The organism is Nocardiopsis rhodophaea (genome assembly GCF_039530945.1).
Taxonomy (GTDB): Bacteria; Actinomycetota; Actinomycetes; order Streptosporangiales; family Streptosporangiaceae; genus Nocardiopsis_C; species Nocardiopsis_C rhodophaea.
The window spans coordinates 54712-76183 of record NZ_BAAAPC010000009.1 but is presented as its reverse complement, the minus strand read 5'-3'; the positions used below and the strand labels follow the sequence as shown (position 1 = coordinate 76183).

At 69.2% G+C, this 21472-nt stretch carries 25 protein-coding genes; 16 read left to right on the top strand and 9 right to left on the bottom strand.

The window, feature by feature from the left end:
* Positions 1–221: 221 nt before the first annotated feature.
* Positions 222–1043 (top strand): 23S ribosomal RNA methyltransferase Erm, encoded by an 822-nt coding sequence (gene erm / locus ABD259_RS11915; protein WP_344162277.1) that lies wholly within the window; start codon positions 222–224, stop codon positions 1041–1043.
* On the opposite strand, the gene ABD259_RS11910 is transcribed toward erm, so the two are convergent.
* On the bottom strand, positions 946–3279 hold the full coding sequence (locus ABD259_RS11910; RefSeq protein WP_344162275.1) for an ATP-binding cassette domain-containing protein: 2334 nt from the start codon (positions 3277–3279) through the stop codon (positions 946–948). The two genes, erm and ABD259_RS11910, sit on opposite strands and share 98 nt — an antisense overlap.
* A 150-nt stretch (positions 3280–3429) precedes the next feature.
* On the opposite strand from ABD259_RS11910, the gene ABD259_RS11905 reads away from it, so the two are divergent.
* Positions 3430–4242: a TetR/AcrR family transcriptional regulator gene (locus tag ABD259_RS11905; RefSeq protein WP_344105706.1), complete on the top strand. Its 813-nt coding sequence runs from the start codon at positions 3430–3432 to the stop codon at positions 4240–4242.
* 35 nt (positions 4243–4277) lie between these two features.
* Here ABD259_RS11905 and pabB read toward each other — a convergent pair whose 3' ends face one another.
* Complete coding sequence (gene pabB / locus ABD259_RS11900; protein WP_344162272.1) at positions 4278–6524, bottom strand: aminodeoxychorismate synthase component I; 2247 nt, start codon at positions 6522–6524, stop codon at positions 4278–4280.
* A 216-nt stretch (positions 6525–6740) separates the two neighbouring features.
* Between pabB and ABD259_RS11895 the strand changes: the two genes are divergently transcribed.
* From ABD259_RS11895 to ABD259_RS11875, 5 genes are all read left to right on the top strand, one after another.
* A complete protein-coding gene (locus ABD259_RS11895) occupies positions 6741–7061 on the top strand; it encodes a metal-dependent hydrolase (protein ID WP_344162269.1) in 321 nt (106 codons plus the stop codon).
* 145 nt (positions 7062–7206) lie between these two features.
* Complete coding sequence (locus tag ABD259_RS11890) at positions 7207–7749, top strand: hypothetical protein (protein ID WP_344162266.1); 543 nt, start codon at positions 7207–7209, stop codon at positions 7747–7749.
* Positions 7750–7777: 28 nt separating this feature from the next.
* On the top strand, positions 7778–7945 hold the full coding sequence (locus ABD259_RS11885) for a hypothetical protein (RefSeq protein ID WP_344105698.1): 168 nt from the start codon (positions 7778–7780) through the stop codon (positions 7943–7945).
* Positions 7946–8093: 148 nt separating this feature from the next.
* Positions 8094–8249 (top strand): hypothetical protein, encoded by a 156-nt coding sequence (locus ABD259_RS11880; protein ID WP_344105696.1) that lies wholly within the window; start codon positions 8094–8096, stop codon positions 8247–8249.
* 265 nt (positions 8250–8514) lie between these two features.
* Positions 8515–8910: a DUF4352 domain-containing protein gene (locus ABD259_RS11875; RefSeq protein WP_344105694.1), complete on the top strand. Its 396-nt coding sequence runs from the start codon at positions 8515–8517 to the stop codon at positions 8908–8910.
* A gap of 134 nt (positions 8911–9044) precedes the next feature.
* On the opposite strand, the gene ABD259_RS11870 is transcribed toward ABD259_RS11875, so the two are convergent.
* Positions 9045–9578 carry an NUDIX hydrolase gene (locus ABD259_RS11870; RefSeq protein ID WP_344105692.1) on the bottom strand — a complete coding sequence of 178 codons (534 nt, stop codon included), beginning with the start codon at positions 9576–9578 and terminating at the stop codon, positions 9045–9047.
* 46 nt (positions 9579–9624) lie between these two features.
* On the bottom strand, positions 9625–10959 hold the full coding sequence (locus ABD259_RS11865; RefSeq protein ID WP_486348483.1) for an NsdA family TPR-like regulatory protein: 1335 nt from the start codon (positions 10957–10959) through the stop codon (positions 9625–9627).
* A gap of 146 nt (positions 10960–11105) precedes the next feature.
* Between ABD259_RS11865 and ABD259_RS11860 the strand changes: the two genes are divergently transcribed.
* Both ABD259_RS11860 and ABD259_RS11855 read left to right on the top strand, forming a co-directional pair.
* Entirely contained in the window at positions 11106–11372 is a 267-nt protein-coding gene (locus ABD259_RS11860; protein ID WP_344109323.1) for a hypothetical protein, read from the top strand.
* The gene (locus ABD259_RS11855) at positions 11369–11605 is read left to right on the top strand and encodes a hypothetical protein (protein WP_344109325.1); all 237 of its coding nucleotides are present in this window, start codon (positions 11369–11371) and stop codon (positions 11603–11605) included. Before ABD259_RS11860 ends, ABD259_RS11855 begins: the two co-directional genes overlap by 4 nt.
* Before the next feature lie 132 nt (positions 11606–11737).
* On the opposite strand, the gene ABD259_RS11850 is transcribed toward ABD259_RS11855, so the two are convergent.
* A complete protein-coding gene (locus ABD259_RS11850) occupies positions 11738–12070 on the bottom strand; it encodes a hypothetical protein (RefSeq protein WP_344162260.1) in 333 nt (110 codons plus the stop codon).
* 10 nt (positions 12071–12080) lie between these two features.
* Positions 12081–12854 (bottom strand): hypothetical protein, encoded by a 774-nt coding sequence (locus tag ABD259_RS11845; protein WP_344109329.1) that lies wholly within the window; start codon positions 12852–12854, stop codon positions 12081–12083.
* Between the two features lie 71 nt (positions 12855–12925).
* Here ABD259_RS11845 and ABD259_RS11840 point away from each other — a divergent pair, with 71 nt between their 5' ends.
* A complete protein-coding gene (locus ABD259_RS11840; protein WP_344109332.1) occupies positions 12926–13132 on the top strand; it encodes a hypothetical protein in 207 nt (68 codons plus the stop codon).
* 121 nt (positions 13133–13253) lie between these two features.
* On the opposite strand, the gene ABD259_RS11835 is transcribed toward ABD259_RS11840, so the two are convergent.
* On the bottom strand, positions 13254–14693 hold the full coding sequence (locus tag ABD259_RS11835; protein WP_344162257.1) for a sugar porter family MFS transporter: 1440 nt from the start codon (positions 14691–14693) through the stop codon (positions 13254–13256).
* 328 nt (positions 14694–15021) lie between these two features.
* Between ABD259_RS11835 and ABD259_RS11830 the strand changes: the two genes are divergently transcribed.
* The gene (locus ABD259_RS11830) at positions 15022–15585 is read left to right on the top strand and encodes a TIGR03086 family metal-binding protein (protein WP_344109336.1); all 564 of its coding nucleotides are present in this window, start codon (positions 15022–15024) and stop codon (positions 15583–15585) included.
* Between the two features lie 70 nt (positions 15586–15655).
* Here the strand turns inward: ABD259_RS11830 and ABD259_RS11825 are convergent, their stop codons facing one another.
* Complete coding sequence (locus ABD259_RS11825) at positions 15656–16870, bottom strand: cation:proton antiporter (protein WP_344162254.1); 1215 nt, start codon at positions 16868–16870, stop codon at positions 15656–15658.
* A gap of 275 nt (positions 16871–17145) precedes the next feature.
* On the opposite strand from ABD259_RS11825, the gene bioB reads away from it, so the two are divergent.
* The 5 genes from bioB (at position 17146) to ABD259_RS11800 (ending at position 20839) form a co-directional block, all read left to right on the top strand.
* On the top strand, positions 17146–18207 hold the full coding sequence (gene bioB / locus ABD259_RS11820) for a biotin synthase BioB (RefSeq protein WP_344109341.1): 1062 nt from the start codon (positions 17146–17148) through the stop codon (positions 18205–18207).
* 150 nt (positions 18208–18357) lie between these two features.
* A complete protein-coding gene (locus ABD259_RS11815; protein WP_344109343.1) occupies positions 18358–19005 on the top strand; it encodes a histone deacetylase in 648 nt (215 codons plus the stop codon).
* Positions 19006–19093: 88 nt separating this feature from the next.
* Positions 19094–19528 carry an ArsR/SmtB family transcription factor gene (locus ABD259_RS11810; RefSeq protein ID WP_412759492.1) on the top strand — a complete coding sequence of 145 codons (435 nt, stop codon included), beginning with the start codon at positions 19094–19096 and terminating at the stop codon, positions 19526–19528.
* Positions 19525–20214, top strand: coding sequence for a cation efflux transmembrane domain-containing protein (locus ABD259_RS11805; RefSeq protein WP_344109345.1), 690 nt, complete (start codon positions 19525–19527; stop codon positions 20212–20214). The genes ABD259_RS11810 and ABD259_RS11805 overlap by 4 nt, the downstream gene beginning before the upstream one ends.
* Before the next feature lie 211 nt (positions 20215–20425).
* Positions 20426–20839, top strand: coding sequence for a MarR family winged helix-turn-helix transcriptional regulator (locus tag ABD259_RS11800; protein WP_344109347.1), 414 nt, complete (start codon positions 20426–20428; stop codon positions 20837–20839).
* Between the two features lie 284 nt (positions 20840–21123).
* Here ABD259_RS11800 and ABD259_RS11795 read toward each other — a convergent pair whose 3' ends face one another.
* Positions 21124–21324 (bottom strand): hypothetical protein, encoded by a 201-nt coding sequence (locus ABD259_RS11795; protein ID WP_344109349.1) that lies wholly within the window; start codon positions 21322–21324, stop codon positions 21124–21126.
* Positions 21325–21472: the final 148 nt, after the last annotated feature.

Here is a 21472-nt window from a genome sequence, read left to right as displayed (position 1 = left end):
CGAAAAACCCGTTGGGGCACAGAGCGATGCCCTGCTACAGTCCCCCGCATGTCCATGGGTACCTGCGTGAACAGCGCCTTCTTCATCCGGATCCGCCGCGCCTAGCGGCGGCGGGCCACCCCACTTTCCCTGTTCAGGCTCCGCCGCACTCCGGGACCATCGCCGGTGCGGCCATTTCGTGCTGCTCCGGCTCCGATCACCCACCGCGGAGCACCACACCCATGCACCCTCACGCCCGACACCACGGCGGACGCCACGAGCTGGGCCAGAACTTCCTCGTCGACCGCGGCGTCATCGCGACGGTCGCCGACCTCGTCGCACGGACCGGCGGCCCCATCGTCGAGATCGGCGCCGGCGACGGCGCGCTGACCCTGCCGCTGAGCAGGTCCGGCCGCCCGCTGACCGCCGTCGAGATCGACCCCGGGCGCGCCCGGCGCCTTGACCGGCGCGCGCCCGAGAACGTCTCCGTCGTCAATGACGACATCCTGCGCTACCGACTTCCCCGACACTCACATGTGCTGGTCGGCAATGTCCCCTTCCACCTCACCACCACGCTGCTGCGCCGCCTGCTGGCCGCCGACGCCTGGCAGGACGCCGTGCTACTGGTGCAGTGGGAGGTCGCCCGGCGGCGGGCCGGAGTCGGCGGGGCCAGCATGCTGACCGCGGCCTGGTGGCCGTGGTACGAGTTCGCCGTGCACTGCCGGATCCCCGCCCGCGCCTTCCGGCCCATGCCCGCCGTCGACGGCGGACTGCTCACCATGGCCCGACGCGACCACGCCCTGGTCACCGACCGCCGCGCCTACCAGGACTTCGTCCGCCAGGTTTTCACCGGCCGGGGGCGCGGTCTACGGGAGATTATGCTGCGCACCGGCCGCGTCGACGGACGCGCCCTGGACCAGTGGCTGCGGGCCCACCGTGTCTCCCGTCAGGCCCTCCCCAAGGACCTCACCGCTCACCAGTGGGCCGCACTGTGGGAGCTGACCGCTCCCCTCCCGGCGCGCCGCCGCTCTCCTCGACGTAGGCGCGCAGGTACTGGGCGGTGAGGGAGTCTCCGTGGGCCACCAGGTCGGCGGGGGTGCCGGTGAACACCACCTCCCCGCCGTCGTGGCCCCCGCCCGGGCCGAGGTCGATGATCCAGTCGGCGTGGGCCATCACGGCCTGGTGGTGCTCGATGACGATCACCGTGTTGCCCTGGTCGACGAGCCGGTCCAGCAGCTCCAGAAGCTGGTCCACGTCTGCCAGGTGCAAACCGGTGGTTGGCTCGTCCAGCACGTAGGTGGTGCCGTTGTCGGCCATGCGGATGGCGAGCTTGAGGCGCTGCCGCTCACCGCCGGACAGTGTGGTGAGCGGCTGGCCCAGCCCGATGTAGCCCAGGCCCACGTCGGCGAGTCGGTCGAGGATGGTGCGGGCGTGGCCGGTGGTGAAGAAGTCGCGTGCCTCGGCCACCGACATGCTCAGCACCTGGTTGATGTCCTTGCCGCGGAGCTTGTGGGTGAGGACATCGGGGGTGAACCGTTTACCCTCGCACTGCTCGCAGGTGGAGGCGACCCCGGCCATCATGGCGAGGTCGGTGTAGACCAGGCCGATGCCCTTGCAGTTCGGGCAGGCCCCCTCGGAGTTGGCGCTGAACAGGCTGGCCTTGACCTTGTTGGCCTTGGCGAAGGCCGTGCGGATGGGGTCGAGCAGGCCGGTATAGGTGGCCGGGTTGCTGCGCCGCGACCCGCGGATCGCGGACTGATCGACCACGACGACGCCCTCGCGGCCGGGCAGGGAGCCGTGGATCAGGGAGCTCTTACCGGATCCCGCGACACCGGTGACCGCGGTCAGCACACCGCCCGGGATGTCGACACTCACGTTCTTGAGGTTGTGCTTGGCGGCGCCGACGATCGGCAGGCGGCCGGAGGGGGTGCGTACCTTCTCCCGCAGTCGGGCGCGGTGGTCCAGGTGACGCCCGGTGAGGGTGCCGGAGGCGCGCAGACCGGCGACGTCTCCGGTGAAGCACACCTGGCCGCCGGCCGCGCCCGCTCCCGGCCCCAGGTCGACGACGTGGTCGGCGATGGCGATGGTCTCGGGCTTGTGCTCGACGACCAGGACCGTATTGCCCTTGTCGCGCAGGCGCAGCAGTAAATTGTTCATCCGCTGGATATCGTGCGGGTGCAGGCCGATGGTGGGTTCGTCGAAGACGTAGGTGACGTCGGTCAGGCTGGAGCCGAGGTGGCGGACCATCTTCACGCGCTGGGCCTCGCCCCCCGACAGGGTGGAGGACTCGCGGTCCAGGCTCAGGTAGCCCAGGCCGATCTCGACGAGCGAGTCCAGGGTGCCGGTGAGGGCGGTGACCAGGGGCCGCACCGATGGGTCGTCGATCCCGCGGACGAACTCGGCCAGGTCGCTGATCTGCATCGCTGAGCAGTCGGCGATATTGCGGCCATCGATGGTCGACGACAGCGCGGCGGGATTGAGCCGGGTGCCGCCGCACGCGTGGCAGGCGGTGAACGTCACGGCCCGGTCCACAAACGCCCGGATGTTCGACTGCATCGACTCCCGGTCCTTGGCCAGGTACACCCGGCGGACCTTGGTGACCAGCCCTTCGTAGGTGATGTTGCCGTGGTCGGTCTTGACCTTGGTGACGGGCTTGTACATGAAGTCGTCCCACTGCGCGGGCGTGAAATCCGCGAGTTTGACGTCGGCATCGAAGAATCCGGAACCGGCGATGACCTGCCAGTACCAGGAGCCCACGCTGAATCCCGGGACGGTGATGGCCCCCTCGTTGAGGGAGCGGTCGAGGTCGACGATCTGCGCGATGTCGATGTCGGTTACGCGCCCGATGCCCTCACACTCCGGGCACATGCCCTCGGCGCTGTTGAAACCGAAGGCGGTCGAGGGGCCGACGTGGGGCGTGCCGAGTCTGCTGAAGACGATCCGCAGCATCGTGTTGGCGTCGGTGGCCGTGCCGAGCGTGGAGCGGGAGTTGGTCCCCATGCGCTCCTGGTCGACGACGATGGCCGCGCTGAGGTTGTGCAGGGCGTCGACGTCGGGGCGGCCGACACTGGGCATGAACGACTGGACGAAGGCCGTGTAGGTCTCGTTGATCAGGCGCTGCGACTCCGCCGCGATGGTGCCGAAGACCAGTGAGGACTTTCCGGACCCGGAGACGCCGGTGAAGACGGTGAGGCGGCGCTTGGGAATGTCCAATGAGACGTTGGCGAGGTTGTTCTCCCGGGCGCCGCGGACCTCGATCGCGTCGTGGCTGTCGGCGGCGCGCCGGTACCCGTTGGACATCGGATCGGTTTCGCTGCCGAGGGGGTGTCGGGTGTCCGTTCGGGCTGGTCGGAGGGTGATGGAGTCCGGAACCATGGTGCCCTTTCCTGATATCCTTAGGGGGTAAAGAGATAGCTGGAGCACGTTAGTTTATTCCATAAGGAGTTGCAAGTGGTCGTCTTCGCCGGGCAGGGGGACGCACGCCGCTCGATGGCGCTGCTGTGGCGCGGTGCCCAGTCGCAGGAGGTGCGGACCACCCCCGGGCCGAAACCCGGGTTGAGCGTGGACGCGATCGTCGACGCGGCCATCGCCGTCGCCGACGAAGAGGGCATGGCGGCCCTGTCCATGCGCGCCGTGGGTGAGCGGCTCGGACGGACGGCCATGGCCCTCTACACCTACGTGCCCGGCAAGGGCGAGCTGGTCGACCTGATGTACGACCGGGTCCTGGTGGAGCTGCCCACCGACTACGCGGACGCGGCGGACTGGCGGGAGGGTGTGACCGCCTGGGCGCACGACTGCTGGGCGTTCTACCTGCGTCACCCGTGGGTGCTCCAGGTGTCCCAGGCGCGCCCGGTACTGGGGCCCAACGAGTACGTCGTGTTGGAGGCAGTGGTGCGGATCCTCTACGGGACCGGACTACCCGCCGCCACCCTGCGGCGCGTCGTCGGGACGCTGTTCCACTTCGTGCGGGGGATCGCGAGCACAGCGGCCGAGGCGCGGCAGGCGGCAGCGGCGACCGGGATGTCCGACGACGACTGGTGGTTCACCCGTTCACCCCTGCTGCAGGAGGTCGCGCCCGACTTCGCCGAGCGGTTCCCGGTGCTGACCCGCATGGAGCGCGAAGGAGCCTTCCGCAACGAGGACGAGAGCGTGCCCTACCTGGAGCAAGAGGCCAGGGAGACCTTCGCGGCCGGTCTCGGCGTCATCCTCGACGGCATCGAGGCGGCCCGCAGGCGCGCCGGTCTGACGGAGACCGCGGGCTGAGGCCAGGCGTACCGCCGGGTGCTCGCGGTCCTCACCTACCCGCGATCACGATCGCCCACCGCGCCGCCCAGCTGTGGCGCGCCCGGTGCCCCCAGCCCGGCCGCCGGGACGGCCGCCTTGAGCAGCATCTCGGCGTACTCGTCTTCAGGGTCGGAGTCCAGCACGATGGCCCCGCCCGCACCGATTTCCAGCTCGCTGCCGTCGCGCACGGCGGTGCGGATGACGATGCTCAGGTCCGTGGTACCGCCGAAGGACACGTACCCCAGCGCACCGGAGTAGACGCCGCGCGCCGAAGACTCCAGATCATCGATGATCTCCATGGTGCGCAGCTTGGGCGCACCGGTCATGGAACCGCCCGGGAAGCAGGCGCGGACCGCGTCGACCGCCGCCACCTCGGGGCGCAGCCGCCCGCGCACCGTCGAGACGAGCTGGTGCACCGTGGCGTACGACTCGGTGTACATGAAGGCGGGGACCCCGACACTGCCGACCTCGCAGACCCGCCCCAGGTCGTTGCGGAGCAGGTCGACGATCATCAGGTTCTCCGCGCGCGTCTTGGCGCCGGTGCGCAGCTCCTCGGCGAGCCGCTGGTCGGTGGCGGGGTCGTCGGCGCGCGGCGCGGTGCCCTTGATGGGGCGGCTGTCGGCCGTACCCTCGGCGTCGATGCGCAGGAAGCGCTCGGGCGAAGCGCTGAACACGCTGATCCCGCCCAGGCGGAGGAGGGCGGCGTACGGTGCGGGCCGGTGGTGGCGCAGCCGACGGTAGAAGGCGAGGTCGTCGGCTGGCGCGGGCAGGCGCACGCGGTTGGTCAGGCAGATCTCGTAGCTCTCTCCGGCGACGAGGTGGCCCAGGCACTCCTTGACGTCGGTGAGGTAGCCCTCGCGGGGGCGTTCCAGGAGCTCCTCCAGTTCGACGTCGGCCGCCACGGTCCCGGCGGAGGCCGACGCTGGACACACCGGTGGGAGGGGCGGGAGGTCGGCGAGGTCGCGCGTGACCGCGTCCAGCCAGGCCTCGTCCGCCGCGGCATCGCGTCCCACCGCAACCGCGTAGGTGCGGCCCTCGACGTGGTCGACGGCGACAAACCGCGTACAGCGCATCCAGACCGCGTCGGGGACGGACGACCGATGCGCGGCCTGCCCACCGCAGTCCGCCTTGAGCTCATAACCGAAGAACCCCACGTACCCGCCGACGAAGTCGAAGGGCAGACCGGCGGCGGTGGCGTGCGGCCGGGCCGCCACCCGACGGCGCAGCGCGTCGAAGATGGTCCCCGGCACGCGCTCCTCCGGGGCGCCGCCCCGCCGGACGCTGACGGCCCCCGCGCCGACCCGGTAGGTCAGCACTTCCCCCTCCGGGCCGTCGGTGTTTCCGAGGAAGGAGAACCTGGCGGTGCCGCCGACGCGGCTGCTGTCGAGCCAGAACGCGTAGGGCGATGCGGCGTAGAGGTGGGCGAAGGCGCGTTCGGTGTCCACGGCCGCGGGCAATGTCCGGAACCGGACCTCGCCGGGTTGCGGCTCGTAGGAGGCTGCCCGTGTTTCGGACACCGGAGCTTCGCGTTTCCCAAGGTCAAAACGGATTCTAGTGTCATCGGTCCGGCCCGGCGGAATTTCGGTCAGCTGGTTGGGATGGCCCTTTCCCGTAGTTTCGGACGCCTCATCGACGCTGCGCGCGCCTGAAAGACGAACGGCCGCCGAGCGTGCGTCGCGGGCCAGAGCGGCGAAGTTCGCGACCAGATCCCGCCCGTGCTCACTGGCCACCGACTCCGGGTGGAACTGCACCCCCCACCGGGGAAGCGCGCGGTGCTCCAACCCCATCACGACGTCGTCCTCGGCCCACGCCGTCGCAGTCAGAACGTCCGTGAGAGGGTCCTGCAGCGGGTCGGGTACCGCCAACGAGTGGTAGCGGACGGCCGTGAACCCCTGCGGGATCCCCGCGAAGAGCCCGGTGCCGGTGTGCCGGATCGGGCTGAGGTGGCCGTGCCGCGGCACCGGCGCGGAGTGCACCGGCTCGTCGGCGAAGTAGGCGATGGCCTGGTGCCCGAGGCATACTCCCAGCACCGGCAACCGCGGATCGGCCAACACCTGCGGCACCCGCCCCAGATCACGCGCATGCTGCGGCCGTCCGGGCCCCGGAGACACAACCGCCGCGTCGAACGCAGCCGGATCGAGCTCCGCCCAGCGCGGGTCGTCGTTGGCCACGACGACCGGCTCGGTGCCGAGGACACCGGCGATCAGCTGGAACAGGTTGTACGTATAAGAGTCGTGGTTGTCCACGAGCAGTACGCGCATCAGGGACCTTCCTCGAAATCCCAGGTGAGAGACCTAGTCTCACCGAGTCTGAGCATGGGTGACCTCGGCTCTCCCAGGATGGCCGCTCCAGATTCACTCCAGACGAGGCGGGACTGGTCCTAGAGATAAAACGCCCCCAAGGGCAGCGTGCCCGCGCCACCCCAGGAGCTGACCCAACACCTGCACTACCAGGAAGTTGAGTTGATGATCAGCGTAATGCCCGACGCCAGTGGCGTCGCCCCCACTCTCCAGGCCGTTTCCGGCCTGCCTCCAGGCGTGCTCGCCGGTGCGGCGCTGCTGCCCGACCTTGACCACCCCACGTCGACCGCCACCCGTTCGGCCGGGCCGGTAACCGCGGTCCTGTGCCGGGTGGTGCGCGCCGCCTCGTCGACGGTGTGGCGGGCGACCCGCACGCCGGCGGATGACGGCGGGTACAGCGACGGCACCGGGGTGCACCGCCACCTCACCCACACCCTGCCCGCCGCGGCGGTGTGCTGGTCAGGAGCGCCGGTCGTCGCGTTGATGCTCGCGGCGTGAAAAGGAAGGCCCCTGTCCCCAAGGCACTGGAGTGACACCCGTCGTAGAAACGTAACCAATTGACCGCATGCGGTCACACCCAATCATCCGATGATCCTGTTAGCGTGGGCGCCGCACTTCCCCCGTTACAGAACGGAACCATTTAATGACCAGGTCCAGGCACAGCCGCCTGCGCCGCCTGACAACCCTCCTCATCCCCCTGGTGACCTCGGTCGCCCTGATGGCCTCCACCAGCCCGGCATCCGCCGAGGTCCGCCAGCAAGCCCACCAGGAACAGGCTGTCGCCGAGGCTGCTCAGAACTACGGCGCCGACCCCGAGATCGTCAACCAGATCCTCGACAACATCAACGCGGCCCGCGCCGACCTCCAGCCGGGACACTCCCGCACCGTCTACGAACATGACCGCGCCCGCCTCATCTACACCCTGCCCGTCCAGGGGTCCGGTCAGCTTGAGGTCGTCACCGGCGCCGCAAGCGGCGGCGCCACCGTCCTCGCGAGCACGCCTTGCCACATGGCCGCAGAGGCCGCTGTCTCCGCCATCGGCGCCGCAGCCTTCGCCGCTGCTGCGGCGGCCGGTGGGATCGTGGTCGCCGGGATCTGGGTCAGTGCCGAGGCTGCTGGTGCCTTCTCGGCGTCGCTGGCCGCTGGCTCGGGTGGGTCCGCGCTGGTGGCCCAGTACATCTGCTGACGCCCCCGACCGAAGCTAGGAGATCACGATGGATCTCGTCGTAACCGCCGCCGGACTTCTCGAACTCGTCCTGGGAATCAGCGGCCTGCTCTTCATCGGCGCCAAGAAGCCCGTCCCGCGGTGGCTGCTGATCGCCATTGCGGTCGCGGCGCTCGTTCTCGTCGCGGCGATGGGCTCAGGCGGGTACCTCTGGTAGCGACCACTTAAACACGCCGCGTCGATGATGCGCACGGATGGCCCGGCGCCCACGGTGCCGGGCCGTTGTGGCGTCTGCCCAGATTTGCCCACGAAGCGTGAGCACGTGAGTGCTTCGTCTAGCGGCGGCAGGGGCGACCGTGAGATCCATGGACGAGGACGACCTGGACGCCCGCGAGCGCGAGGTGCTGGCCTACGCGCAGCGCGAGCGCCTGCCGTTGGACGAGGCGTCAGTGGCGGACGCGCTCGACGACCTTCATAAGGCTCGGGAAGACCGGCTACGAATTCGCCATACCCGCCCGTAACCGATCAGGCCCCTCATAGGCTCCGGATCTACCAATCCCCCACCGAAAGGAACGAGATGGCGCAGCCGGACATGCCCCAGCCCCTCAGCCCAAGAAGCGCAGTCCGTGGCTATTCGGCTGTCTCGGCTGCGGCGGCGCAGCTATCGCGCTCCTCGTACTCGGTGCCGGCTGTATGGCCGTCGTGGGTACCAGCAGCACAGACGCTCCCTCCGGAGGTGGGTCCGCTGCTGATTCAGCGGACTCGACGTCGGGGGGCAAAGAGAGCGTGGCCGATGCCCTCACTGTTGGCGACACCGGCACGGTGGACGATTGGAAGGTCACTGTCACTGGCATCGACACGACCGACACCTACGGGCCGGAATACCTCCAAGAAGAGGCACAGGGCGAGTTCAAGGTCGTGGGTCTCGAAGTGGAGAATGTGGGAGATGAGGCGACGTTCTTCGACGCCAGCGCGCTAAAGCTGGAGGACGCCGAGGGCAAGAAGTACTCGTCGCAGACCACTCTCGGTGAGGACGACCTGTTTCTGGAGCAGATCAACCCCGGCAACCAGGCCAGTGGTGAAGCCGTCGTGGACGTACCCAAGGACACCGAGATCACCCAGGTCGTCATCGAGGACGTCTGGTCTTTTTCCGATCCCGTCATCTTCGTGGTGGAGGAGTGAACGTGGGGCTATCTCCGCACGCAGTAGCGAGGCTTAGCCGAGCCTAGGGCGCGGGGTGGAACCCGCGCCCGGGCCCCTCCTTCGGGAGGGGCCTTACGTGTGCGGCAACCACAGTGCCGCCGAGCGCTTAGCCGCTATGCGGGTCGGCCCGCCGCGTACAGGAACAACAGCGCGCTCATCGACGTCCCCGACACCAGCTCGCGCTTGCGCACCAGCTCCGGCACCGACGCCAGTGGCACCCACTCGATTCGATCGGCCTCCCAATCTTCCGCAGGATCCCCCACATGCTCGGCCGAATCTGCGAAGAAGATGTGGTGCTCCGAATCCGAGATCCCCGGAGTCGGGTGGACGTCTAGTAACGGGCGCAACGGGCCCGGCCGCCACCCCGTCTCCTCCTCGACCTCACGCGCCGCTGCAGCCTCCGGGCTCTCGCCGTCATGGATGCCGCCGATGGGGATCTCGTAACCCCAGGCGTCGGGGATGAACCGGTGCCGCCACTCCAACAGCACCTCGTCCACGTCGTTGACCACGACTGCCCCGGCGCCGGGAGCGGTACGGATGAGCCGGTGCTCCAGGTGCCGCCCGCCGGTGATCTCCACATCCGCGACACGGATGTCCAACCACTGGTCGTGGTAGAGCGGCTTCTCGGAGTGGACGGTCCAGCGCATCACACGGCTCCTCTGGGGATCGACAACCAAGTCGAGACTCAGGACATCACAACCCCAGGCCCAGCTCCGCATCGGCCCGCTGGGCGAACTCCCGGACTTCCGGCTCGCTACTGCGACCGGCCAGAGCCCCACGTACTTGGCGCACCCGGTCGTGCAGCCGCCCCGACTCCATCCCGCGTACTCGTTCCAGCATCTCCCTTGCCGGTTCCAGGGCCTCGTCCACCGCTCCCCGCTGTGCCCGCACGATCGCCAGCCCGGCGTAGCGGTGGACCTGGCCGCGCAGGTGCGCCTGATCAGCGGTGCGCACCGCCTCCGATGCATACTCCTCGGCGGCAGCCAGGTCGCCGAGCTGGCGCAGCGCCTCCGAGTGCTGGGTCTCCACCAGGCCGGGCTGCACATAGGAGGTCTCGTCCGGCTCCTCACCGACGCGGATCCGCCCGGCCATGGACTCCGAGCGGGTCATCTGTGCGTGGCATGCCTGCTGGTCGCCGAGGCGAGCATAGGCGCGGGCCTGCATGGTGCACAGGTCGGAGACCAGTGCGGGCGTGAGGTCGCCTCCAGCGGCACGAAGTGCGGTCTCGCAGTATTGGATGACCAGCCGGTACTCAGCTTGGCTCATGGCCTGGTTGGCGAGCAGCGCGACGATGTAGCCGCCGAACCGGCGATCTGCGGATGCTTTGGCCATGCGCAGGGCGGAGAGGAAGTAGCGCTGCGCGAGCGCCTGCCTGCTGGCGTCGTAGGCACAGATCCCAGCAAGCGCGGTGAGTGAACCCACGGTGCGGTAGAGCTTGCGTCCGGTGGCGTCGGAGTAGGACGCCGACAACACCGGTGCGACCCTCTCGGCCAGGTACTGCGTTAGCCGCGGCCGCACCGGGATTCCGCCGGCTCGACGGTACATCTCCTGGTAGCGGTGGCGCGCGGTCCGCAGCTGCTCGACGTCACCAACGCCGATGACGCTGGGCCCTGCCCGGCTCACGTCAGTGTCCCCGGGCGGGTTCTCCCACTCGAACAGCGGCATGATCACCGTCGCGCCACTCGCAGGAGGGGCGCCCTCCAGGAAATCCTCCTGTCGGGCGTCCTGGCGCCACATGGCAGTGGTGCGTGTGACCACCACCTCCAGGTCGCTGCTGCTATGCGCGGTGCCGCTGCGGTCCATACCGATGTCGCTCATGGTGATCGTCCTGCCGAGTCGCTGGGACAGAACGTCGCACATCACCTGGGGCGCGCGCCCGCGTGGGATGGCGTGGTCGCGGATCCATCGGGCGACCGCGGTGTGGTCGTAGCGGGTGCCCAGGTGCTGGTTGACCCGGGAGGCTAGTCCTGCGTTTGACATCTCAGCCTCCTCGATGAGGGCGGCGAGGAGAATGTTCGGCTCGGCCATATCAGTGCCTCTCGATTCACACCCCGTGTGAACGCGGTCCCACGCCTGCGCGTGATCACGCTCTGCCAGTGACCTGCCTCACGACGATATCCCTGGAAGGGACCCCGTATCACGCTCCCTCCGGACAGAGAATGAAACCCCTGAACTTGACCTCACCCACGGCGTCCCCCGACGCCCCGCTGCTCGATGAGGTCCGCGCGAAGTACGGCAAGCACTGGCGCATCACCCGCGAGCCCGGTGGGCTCCTGCGCGCCGTACACCGCAAGGAGCACCCGGACAAGTCCCGTGAGCGTGCCTGCATCCTCACCGAGGTCACCTCCCGCCAGATCGAGCAGCTGTCCGCCGCGCTTTTCGTCCAGCAGGCGCTCCGTGCGGGTCAGGAAGCCGACGAGCAGGCGGTGCAGCCCCAGTGACCACCGACCTCGCCCCCGAGCAGCAGGAGCTGCAGGCCGAGTTCCCCGGCTGGGAGATCCGCACGGGGTGGATCACCGGTGGGCTGTACTGCGTCGCGACGCGCCGCATCCCCCTGACCACCTCACCGGAGCAGCGCCCGGGCCTGTATAACCACGTAGCGGCCATCGGCGTGGGGGCGCTTCGCGACACTCTCGAAGCCCAGACACGCATCGCGTCCCGGCTCGGCCTGTAGACCGGCTGCGCGCCGGTGCGGGTGCCCACCCTCTGGGGCCGGCGCGCAGCCCTGCCTCCCGCTCACGCTCCGAGTTGTACAAGTGGGCGGGAGGCCCCTCATGTACAACTGACGGCTGTCCTGCCAGGCTGGTCAGTTCCGCGCCTCGCCCTGGCTACAGTAGCGGCGCACCGCGCGGAAGAAGCGTTCTTCGTTAATTTCGGCGCCGTCGAACATTGCCCGGCCGAAGGCGGTGTGGACGGGGTCGCTGCTTGAGGCGACAGCGACGATTCCGGCGTCCATGTTGTCGGAGAACAGCATGGCGTCGTCGGGGTCGTAAGCCACGTCCTGACTGGCTGCGGCGAACGCGCAGGCCTCCTGACGGCTCACGGCCGCGGGTTCCACCTGGGATCTCAGTTCGGCCAGCCTCTCGGCGTTAACCCCGGACGGTGGGCTGACCATGGTGTCCTCCACATAACTCCCCACGTATACCCCGTCACGAGGGCAGTGGCCGCCGCCACCGTGACCGCGCTGACGATGTGACGTGTTCCCCGAGGTCGGCGGAAGCAGGACGTCTCCTGCTCCACCTGGCCGCTGTCGCGCGTAGCCCGGAGTCGACGGCGGCTCCTGCGCAGCACACCGGGCGGAGGAAAGGGAACCCGAGCCGGATGAAATCCGCGCCGCCGTATGCCGTAGGGGCGGCCAGACCGGCAGCGCCCCAGCAGCTGAGGGAGCGTTCCCAGACGCAGAGTGAGCTGTGGAGCACCGCGCTATAGACAGGGGCGTGCAGCGCCAACGTCGTGAACACGAACACAGCGGCGGTACACACGGCGATGCCCACCCGGCCGCGCCCCAGCCCCGCGCTCACGCTCCCGGCGAACAGGAGTGTCAGCAGCATGATGGCTCCGAGGCGGGCCGATGTGGTCATACCACTCAGCGGTCCGCTGCTGTCCGCGACCACTGCGGCGACCGTTGCCGCGAGCAGTACCGCGTGTGCGCCGACTACCGCGCAGGCCATTGCAATCGGGAGCAACGGGCGATCGGACAAGCAGAGCACGTTGCCTTGGCCGACCATTCCCACGAAGGGGAATGCCCCCGCACAGCCGATCAGCACGGGGTATACCCAGTGGTTCATGCTCACGAAGAACCCGCCCACCACGGCGACCCAGCCGCCGGATGCCTCGGCAGCGAGGACTCCCTGAAACATGACCCACAGCCCGAACAGGCACCCGAACACGACTCCGGCGCAGAGGAGCCCGGTGACGCACACGACCCGTTTCCGCTTGGCACCCGACTGTAGTTCGAGGGATACGGCGCCGAGTACAACTACGGGGTGATGGCATGACGCGTAAGATCGCGATTCTTTATCCAGACGGATCCATCCACATCCCGGTCGGTGTCGCCGATCCGTCCGCCGAGACCATCGCCTGCGGCGCGGACATCATCCATCCTGGTGACGCAGACTATGAGCACTACGCGGCCCACGCGATCCCCGTCGATGAGGCGCAAAAGCGGCCTGAGCGCGATCCTGAACGTGCTGCGGCGTAAAGGCCGAGTTTAGGCAGCGCTATCGGCGGGACCACGGGCAACGCTCCGCCTGAACGCGCAACGCAGCTCGACGGCCGCCACTCCGGTACCGGGGTGGCGGCCGCCCCTGGAGGAAGGCTCGCTATTGGGCGGTGGCCTCTTCCCCTTGCTGACCCATCGACTCCAGGGTCTTGCCCTTAGTCTCCGATATGAACTTCCAGACGAAGACGAAGGACAGCACCGCGAACACCGCGTAGATCATGTACGTGCCGGTCAGGTTCCAGTCGCGCAGGCTAGGGAACGTCACGGTGATCAGCCAGTTGGTGATCCACTGGGTCGCGGTGGCCACGGCCATCGCCGCAGCTCGGATGCGCAGGGGGAACATCTCGCCGAGCAGGACCCAGGTCACCACGCCCCAGGACAGCGCGAAGAACATGACGAACGCGCTGGCGGAGGTGAGGGCCACGGCGCCCCAGGCGAAGGAGAGGGAGGCCGATGCGCCGACGACGGTGGCGTGGCTGAACGCCCACCCCGTCACGGCCAGGGACACCGCCATTCCGGCCGAGCCGATCAGCAGCAGCGGCTTGCGGCCGATCCGGTCGACGAGGCCGATGGCGATGAAGGTGCCGATGATGTTGACGATCGAGGTGAACAGGCTGAGCAGGAGCGAGTTGCCCTCGTCTACGCCCACCGACTGCCACAGCGACGACGAGTAGTAGAAGACGACGTTGATACCGACGAGCTGCTGGAAAGCCGACAGCGCCATACCGATCCACACGATCGGCAGCAGCCCGAACCGGCCGCCCTTGAGGTCGCCGAGCTTGGGGCGCACCTCGGAGCCCAGGGCCTGGTAAATCTCGGAGATCCGGCGCTCGACGTCACCGCCTTCGACCTCGCTCAGGACCCGGCGGGCCTTGTCGTCCCGACCGACGCGGACCAGGTAGCGGGGCGACTCCGGGATCGGCAGGGTCAGCGTGATGTAGAGCAGCGCGGGGAGCATCTCCACGCCCAGCATCCACTGCCAGGCCTGCAGCGGGCCGAGCGGGTTGAGGGCGCTGCCGTCGGCGGCTGCCGCCACAAGGTAGTTGACCAGCTGCGACAGGGCGATACCGAGCACGATCGCCAACTGCTGCAGGGAGGCGAGTCGACCGCGGTAGGCGGGAGGAGAGACCTCGGCGATGTAGGTCGGCGCGATCACCGACGCCATACCGATCGCGACGCCACCCACGACGCGCCAGGCGGCCAGGTCGAAGATGGAGAAGGGGAGAGCCGAACCGACGGCGCTGATCGCGAAGAGCACGCCGGCGATCTGCATGGCGCGGATACGCCCGAGACGGTCGGCCAGCGTTCCCGCCACGCCTGCGCCCAGTGCCGAGCCGAGCAGGGCGGCCGCGACCGTGAAGCCGGTCATGGCGGTGGTGACCTGGAAGTGCTCCTGGACGGCATCGACGGCGCCGTTGATCACGGAACTGTCGTAACCGAACAGGAAACCGCCCATCGCTGCCGCGCTGGCGATCAGCGTCACGTGGACGATGTTCAGCTCACCGGCGGACTTCGCACCCGCCGGATCCGATGTTGCCACGGCCTCTCCTTGTCGGAATGAGGCCCCGGTCCGCGTGGCCGGGGCCCGTCGAACGACTGCTCCGCCGATGACCGGGACCGGTCAGCAGCCAGTACATGTCCGACATACTTCGGACATGCAACATACGGCGGAAATTTACGATCACGAACCATATCGGACATTCTTATGGTGTGTATCACGCGACTTAGGTAACGATTTATTACAAAACGACCGCGTCTCCCACGAGAAGCTCAAGGGCAGGGCGTCGAGTGGAACCAGCGGCCCCCGCCTGATTGGGTAGGAGTGACCGCCATCACGAGATCGTCGTCCCGCAGAGGGAGTGACACCCATGCCGGAGCTAGTGGACCTGCACGGTCAGGCCATGGCGGAGTTCGACCGCCGGGTGCGTGAGGTGAAGGCGACGCAGTGGGCCGATCCCACCCCGTGCACGGACTGGGACGTGCACGACCTGGTCGCCCATCTGGTGCGTGAGCAGCTGTGGGTGCCGCACCTGCTGGCGGGCTGCGCGGTGGAGGAGATCGGCGACCGCTTCGAAGGCGATGTCCTGGGCGAGGAACCCGTCACCGTGTGGGAGGTGGCCTCCCGCGAGGCGCGCGCCGCGTGGCTGCAACCCAGCGCCCAGGAACGCACCGTCCATCTCTCGTCCGGCGACGCACCCGGTTCGGTCTACCTCTGGGAAATGACCTTTGACCTGGCCGTCCACGCCTGGGATCTGGCCCGCGCCATCGGCACGGACGAGAGCATCGACCCTGACCTGACCGAAGCACTGCTGGCATGGGTCGGGGAGGAGGGCATGGCCGGAGCGGATGGGCTGTTCGCCCCACCCGTCCATGCCCCCGACGACGCCGACCCGCTGACCCGGTTGCTCGCCCTGACCGGCCGCCACGCCTGAGGGGCCGGTGGCCACAGCCGCTCGCGCGCCCGCCTTCCCTTCGTTCGACGGGAGCGAAGAACGTGGGTGCTCAGCCTCGCGCCACACTGGGGGCCTCCTCCGCGGCCTGGCTGCTCCGCCACAGCCGCAGGCCGATGAGCGGCAGTACCAGCACGCTGAGCATGCCCGCCCCCACCAGGGCCGCGGCGACCGCCGGTTCGACGACGCCCGCCTCTCCACCGATGGTCGTCAGCACCACCAGCAGAGGCAGCGCCGTGGCCGCGAACAGCGCGAGCGCGGGGCGCTGGCGGGCGGCGAGGCCGTCGCGCGACAGCAGCAGTTCCGGCAACCCGCGCACCAGCAGGAACAGCAGCAGGAACAACGGCAGCAGCAGCACCGCACCGACGTCGGAGGCCAACGCCCCCACGTCGAAGCGCACGCCGGTGACCACGAAGAACACCGGAATGAACAGCCCGAAGGAAACCGCCTCCAGCTTGGACTCGACCTCGTGCACCTCCTGTGGGTGGTTGATCATCAACATCAGCCGCACGATGATTCCCGCGGCGAACGCGCCCAGCAGCGTGTCCAGCTGCAAAACACCCGCTAACCCCACCATCGCGACGATCACGAACAGTGACAGCCGGACGGCCAACTGCGCGCTGGTGCCCAGCGTCGCCCGAATCAGCCGCCCCATGCGCTCCGACGTCGGACGGGTGGCCCGCCACGCCGCCAGACCTGCGACAGCGAAGAAGACCAGCAGCAGGAGCGTCCCTTCCAACGGGCGGAATCCGCTGAGCAGCAGGGCGATCACCACAATGGGGCCGAACTCCCCCACCGTCCCCGAGGCCAGGAACCGGGTACCGAACGCCGTGCTCAACGCTCCCGCGTCGCGCAGGATCGGCAGGACCGTGCCGAGTGCCGTCGTTGTCAGGGCCAATCCGATGATCAGCGTGGTCTGGGAGGACCCGAAGACAGTCCACGCCGCACCCAGCCCCAGCGCCAGCGAGCACAGCCACGCCAGCGCCGCACGCCGCAGCGGCCGCCCTTTGATGCGGTTGAAGTCGATCTCGTACCCGGCCATGAACATGAGCATCGCCAGGCCGAGGTCGGCGAAGGCGGAGATGACGTCGGTCTCGTGGATCAGAGCCAGCCCGTCCGGACCGAGAAGGATGCCCAGAGCGATCTCCAGCACCACGGCCGGGACGACTACCCACCGCCCCACGTGGTCGCTGATCAGCGGTGCCAGCACGGCCGCGGCCATGATGATGACCAGGATCCGCAGCGTCTCTGCCATTTCGGCGTCCATCCGCGCCCGCCCCCTATCCCTCCTCGCGGCACCCTACGCACCCGGCGGTCGAGGGCCAGCGCAGGACACACGGAAACCCGGATCTGCCGTCCCTGCCCGCCACCAGCCACAGCAGGAGCCCCGTCGCCCGGGGGCTCAGCCGCCGGCCTACCCCATCCGCAGAGGGGACGCCCCTACCGCCCCGAGTCGACGGGGAGGTCCACAAAACCCCGGCGCCGAACTTTGGTGCCTTCAGGGGGTGCGCTCGGGCACCGCCGTGCCCCATGATCTTCGTCATGGTGAAATTCGACGCCCTGGCGGACAAGGCGCTGCGCCGAGAACCGCTCACCCGAGACGAAGTGCTGTCCGTGCTCACGAGTCCCGACGACGACCTGCTCGAACTGGTCGCCGCCACGTTCCGGGTGCGGCGCCACTTCTTCGAGCGCCGGGTCAAGCTCAACTACCTGGTGAACCTCAAGAGCGGCCTGTGCCCCGAGGACTGCACCTACTGCTCCCAGCGGCTGGGGTCCTCCGCCGACATCGTCAAATACACCTGGCTGCGCCCCGACCAGACACGCGAAGCCGTTTCCTGCGGCGTCAAGGCCGGGGCGTCGCGGGTCTGCCTGGTCGCCAGTGGCCGCGGCCCCACCGACCGCGACGTCGACCGGCTCGGCCCCACCATCGAACGGATCAAGACCGACCACCCCGGTATCGAGGTCTGCGCCTGCCTCGGCCTGCTCTCCGACGGACAGGCCGAACGCCTGCGCGACGCCGGTGCCGACGCCTACAACCACAACCTCAACACCTCCGGCGAGCGCTACGCCGACATCTGCACAACGCACACCTTCGACGACCGTGTGGAGACCGTCGAGCAGGCCAAGCAGGCGGGCCTCTCCCCCTGCTCGGGCCTGATCGCGGGGATGGGCGAGAGCGACGGCGACATCGTCGACGCGCTCTTCGCGCTCCGGGAGCTGGACCCGGACTCCGTTCCGGTCAACTTCCTCATCCCTTTCGAGGGCACCCCGCTGGCGGGGCAGTGGAACCTGACGCCGCAGCGCTGCCTGCGCATTCTCGCCGCGGCGCGGCTGGTCTTCCCCGACGTGGAGGTGCGGCTGGCGGCGGGCCGCGAGATCCACCTGCGCGGCCTGCAGCCGCTCGCCCTGCATGTGGTCAACTCGATCTTCCTGGGCGACTACCTCACGAGCGAGGGCCAGGAGGGCAAGGACGACCTGGAGATGATCCGCGACGCCGGGTTCGTCGTCCAGGGCGCAGGCGAGCAGACCCTGCCCGAAGAGCGCCTCGATCTGGTCAAGACGCGTCACCGCGGTGCTGGTACGGACCTGCCGCCCAACGCCTGATCCCGCACGGTCCGCACACCCCCGTCGGTTTCTCCTGTTCTTCCGGGACGCCCGAAGCCCCACCGGGCAGGGGAGAGGGAGCAGGGCCGGTCTCGTCAGCGGGGACGCCCGGCATGGCGAGACCGGCCGGCGCGGAGTTAGCGTTGCGGTATGCGCGCGACCCGTGCCGAGTCCGCCGCACTTGACCAGCTGGTCTGGTACGCGGGCTATGGATCGAACATGGCGGCGGACCGCTTCGGCTACTACCTCGCGGGGGGCTCTCCCCCCAGCGGTGCGCGTACCAATCCCGGATGCCGCGACCGCACCCCGCCGCGCTCCCAGCGCGCCGTCTGGCTGGAAGGGGGCGTCTACTTCGCGCTGACGTCGCGGATGTGGGGCGGCGGGCTGGCCCTCCTGGACCCGTCCCTGCCCGGTGCCGCACCCGCTCGTGCCTACCTGCTCACGGGCGAACAGTTCAGCGATGTGGCCGCCCAGGAGATGTACCGCGCCCCCGGCGACGCGGTCGAGTTGGACACCGCCCTGCGGGAGGGCCGCGACGTCCTCGGTGAGGGCCGGTACGAGACGCTGGTCTACTGCGGCCGCCTCGACGGCCACCCGGTGCTGACACTGACCTCCCACTGGTCGCGGCCCCACGTTGCGGTCGAAGCCCCGGCTGCCTCCTACCTGCGCCTCATCGGCGGCGGTCTGCGCGCGACCCACGGCTGGGCCGTGGGGCGGGCCGCCGCCCACCTGGCCGGCCGGCCGGGCGCCAAGGGCGCCTGGTCGGCGGCGGACGTGGCCACGCTGCTGTCGGACTGACCAGGGCGCGCGTACACGCTCCATCCCCACAGACCATTCGTGGAATCCCTGCGGATGATATATGCCGATTTTGGGTTAACATCGCCATATGGCGATGAATCAATGTTCGAGCGACCGTGCGGAGCTTGCCCCCGCCGCGCTTCTCTTCCGCTCGCTCTCCGACCCGGTACGCCTGGCGATCGTGCAACGCCTCGCGGTGGGCGAGGCACGTGTGGCGGACCTGACCTCCGAGCTGGGGCTGGCCCAGTCGACCGTGTCGAAGCACCTGGCGTGCCTGCGCGACTGCGGACTGGTCGACTTCCGCCCCGAAGGACGCCAGTCCTTCTACCACTTCGACCGGCCCGAGCTGCTCGACCTCCTGCGTAGCGCCGAACGACTGCTCGCGGCCACCGGAGACGCCGTGGTGCTGTGCCCGGTCTACGGCCCGAGCGCCACCGAAACCCCGCGGGCGGGCGAGGGGAAGCGGACCGCCCCGCCCCCGGACGACGACACGCCGCGCGCGGCGACGGAGGACACCCGATGACCACGCCCTTCTCCCCCGCCCGCCGCGCCACCCTCGTGCGCCGCGTCCGGCTCATCGTCGCGGCGACGGTCGCCTACAACGTCGTCGAAGCCATCGTCGCGATCACCGCGGGCGCCCTGGCTTCCTCTACCGCGCTGATCGCCTTCGGCCTGGACTCCACGATCGAAGTGGTCTCCGCGCTGGCGGTGGCCTGGCAGTTCTCCGCCGGCGACCACGAGACGCGGGAGCGCGTCACCCTGCGGGTCATCGCGGTCTCCTTCTTCGCCCTAGCCGCCTACGTGACCTGGGATTCGCTCAGCGGGTTGGTCGGCGCCGACCGCGCCGACCACTCCACGATCGGTCTGGTCCTGGCGGCGCTGAGCCTGCTCGTCATGCCGTTCCTCTCCTATGCCGAGCGCCGCACCGGCCGCGAGCTGGGATCGGTCACGGCGGTCGCCGACTCCAAGCAGACGCTGCTGTGCACCTACCTGTCGGCCGTGCTTCTCGCCGGGTTGGCGCTGAACAGCTTCTTCGGCTGGTGGTGGGCGGATCCGGTCGCCGCGTTGGTCATCGCGGGCGTCGCGCTCAAGGAGGGAATCGAGGCGTGGCGCGGTGACGGCTGCTGCGCGACCTCCCCCTTGGCCGACCCCGGCGGCGTCGCTGCGTGCGGGTGCGCCGAGGGTTGCGAGGACGACTGCTGCTCCTGAGTCCTGGGGGTCCGTTTCCCCGTGCGGAGGTCATCCACCGGGTGGGCCTGGTTGCCGGGCACGCAGGCGGTCCAGTGCCCGGTCAGAACGTCGGCGTCCGCCGTGGCCTGGTCTTCTACACAGTGGCCCATATCGGACATGAAGAATGTTCTGCGCAAGATCTGAAATTGCGGGATAATTGAGACCAGACAGACACAGGAGGGGATCCGGAATGGCGGAACGTTCCAGCCGATACTGGCTCCAGCACCTCGACCGCCTCATCGACGGCGGGTTCGACCGCCTGCTGGAGGGACGTGGCCTGACCCGCAGGCACTGGCAGATTGTGCACTCCCTCCACCAGGAGCCGCTTTCGGTCCAGGACCTGGAGACCCGGGTCGCCCCCTTCCTCGCCGACGACGTGTCTGACCTCGCCCCGGACATCGACGAGCTGCGCGAGCGCGGCTGGGTGGTCTCCCAGACCGATGGCCGCCTCGCTCTCACCGACAAGGGCGAGTCTGTCCACGACGATCTGTGGCAAGAGGTCCAGGACCACCGCGCCCGCGTGACCCAGGACATCTCGGCGGAGGAGTACCAGGCCACCGTCGACGTGCTCTCCCGCATGGCGGGGAACGAAGAGCGCCGCTGAGGCGGGCCGCGCCGCCGTCCACCGGCGCGGCCCGGCCCCCGGGCGGGCGAGCAGCCCCCGGGCCCGAGAGCCACGGCGGCGACAAGGGCCCTGCCAGCTGGGGGTCGCGTGCTCACCACTGCCATCATCGACCGTGTCCGAGTTTGTGCCATGAGTACAGGTACCCATGCTGATCTGCGTCTTCGCCCGGAACGGCGTGAGTAGGAGCCCCCTGGCCCGGAGCGGAGGGGGCAGAACACGCGCGTGGCGCCGGGCAGACGGCGCAGGAGGTGGGCGGCGCCCCATCACACGGGCAGGGCGACCAGAGCGGCCACGGTGAACTTCGCGCTGGCGATGGCCTCCCAGCCGCGGAGGGGCATACCGACTCCGACGAGTACCACGGCGTGCAGGACGTACACGGCATAGGCGTTGGCCGAGAGGAATCTCCCGACGCGTGCCTGGTGGTTGGCGCGCGACCGGAACAGCCCGAGCAGGGCGAAGATCATGCCGACGGAGAAGGCCGTCTCCCATGCCGCGACGGCCAGCTGGCGCCGTCACCGTCGGATGCGTGGAACGCGCTGGCCAGAGCGGTGCTTGGGGAACCCCGAGGAACCGCAGGCACGGACGGCGCCTGCTCGCGCATAGCCGCGGCCC